This window comes from Alcanivorax sp. UBA3183, from assembly GCF_002364155.1.
Lineage (GTDB): Bacteria > Pseudomonadota > Gammaproteobacteria > Pseudomonadales > Alcanivoracaceae > Alcanivorax > Alcanivorax jadensis.
Genome location: NZ_DEXN01000039.1, coordinates 120,093 through 121,783 on the forward strand (window position 1 = coordinate 120,093; position 1,691 = coordinate 121,783).

The window sequence follows — 1,691 nt, forward strand, 5'->3', positions numbered from 1 at the left end:
CGTAGCTCGTAGCTCGTAGCTCTTATGCCTTGTCGGTCTTGAACAACGCCGCCGTGCCTGCGCCGCATGACACCACGGTTTTCATCATGCTCTCCACGCCGATTTCCGGGTGCAGCTCCACCAGATTCTGGTCTACATGATAGATAAACCCGCTGGTGGGATTGGGGCCGGTGGGAACGAAGAGGGTGACATGGCCATCCGCATGGCGGGAGGTCACCAGCGCGGTCACCGACACATCCGTATCACGACCATACAGCCACACCCTTGCCACCTCACCACGACTGAACGGGCTGTCGCTGTTGCTGCCCATTAGCTGGCCGATCACTTCTTTCACCGTCTTGTAACCCGGCAACCGGGTCATCACGTTCTCTTCCCACTGATGCCACAGCCAGCTACCCACCCGGGTGGCCACCAGGGTGCCAACCAGAAAACACAGCACCAGAACCGCTAGCACCGACAACCAGTCGGCCACGAATTTGGGTAGCTCAAAGGCACGGATAAATACCGTGGTAAACGGCGCGATCATTTCCGTCACCGTCTGGTAAATCCAGCGGAAGAAAAACACGATGATGGAAATGGGCAACAGAATGGTCAGGCCACCCAGCAGGGACTTGCGGATAAAGAACCAGATACGGCGATTGGCGCTCATGGGCTATAAGCCTTCGATTATCATGTTGTTAGCAGTGATGAACAGACAACACCGATCGGCAAGGGTTCGCTCAACGCCTCTCGCCCTGCTCATACCAGATGCGACTGATGAACAGGCAACGCTCGCCGGCGGGGGTGTCTACCACCACCTCATCATCCACCTGTTTCTTCAGCAAAGCCCGTGCCAGTGGCGCATCGATGCTGATGTAATGTCTCTTGGCATCGGTTTCGTCCGGCCCCACCAGACGGTAGGTTTCGGTGTCACCGTCCTCGTTCTCCAGCTCCACCCAGGCACCGAAGAACACCTTGCTCTGATCTTCCGGCAAACGCTCCACGACGGTCATGTCATCCAGACGCTTGCTCAGAAAACGTACCCGCCCGTCGATCTCGCGCAACTGCTTCTTGCCGTAGATATATTCGGCATTCTCGGACCGGTCCCCCTGGGCAGCGGCCTCCTGCACTGACTGGGTCACTGCCGGGCGCTTTTCCTTCCACAGGTATTGCAGCTCATCGTTGAGCTTCTTGTAGCCTTCGGCGGTGATGTACTTGGAAGCAGGAATGCTTTTTGGTCGCCAGCGGCCCATGATGGTTACACCTCGAAGATACGATCGATCTCGCGCAGTCCCTTGAACTCCAGCGTATTACCGGTGGGGTCCTGCACGAAAAACGTGCCCTGCTCGGCGGGCTGCCCCACAAAACGCTCGCGGGGCTTGAGCAGGAACGGCCAGTCATTGTCGTAAATGCGCTCCACCAGGGTTTCCCAGCGGGCGAAATCCAGCACCACGCCAAAGTGCGGCATGGGCACCGGATGGCCATCCACCTCACTGTAGCCCTGGATCGGAGTCAGATCCTCACCTTTGTGCAGGGAAAGCTGATGGCCATGCAGATCAATATCCACCCAGTTAGGGGCATCCCGCCCCCGGCGGCCACCCAACACCCGGCAGTAAAAGTCTGCCGCTTCTTCCAGGTCATTCACCATAAAGGCCAGGTGAAAGGCCGGCTGTTTTTCCATCGTCTACCGCTCTTGCTAAACTCTCGTCATT

At 57.6% G+C, this 1,691-nt stretch carries 3 protein-coding genes; all 3 read right to left on the reverse strand.

What is annotated here, in order from left to right; genetic code table 11:
* Positions 1–22: 22 nt before the first annotated feature.
* Positions 23–649, reverse strand: a complete 627-nt coding sequence (locus B3Q33_RS12450; RefSeq protein ID WP_035248310.1) for a DUF502 domain-containing protein — start codon at positions 647–649, stop codon at positions 23–25.
* A 70-nt stretch (positions 650–719) separates the two neighbouring features.
* Positions 720–1,232 (reverse strand): transcription elongation factor GreB, encoded by a 513-nt coding sequence (greB, locus tag B3Q33_RS12455; RefSeq protein ID WP_052042841.1) that lies wholly within the window; start codon positions 1,230–1,232, stop codon positions 720–722.
* Positions 1,233–1,237: 5 nt separating this feature from the next.
* The gene (locus B3Q33_RS12460; RefSeq protein WP_035248308.1) at positions 1,238–1,660 is read right to left on the reverse strand and encodes a VOC family protein; all 423 of its coding nucleotides are present in this window, start codon (positions 1,658–1,660) and stop codon (positions 1,238–1,240) included.
* Between the last annotated feature and the right edge of the window lie 31 nt (positions 1,661–1,691).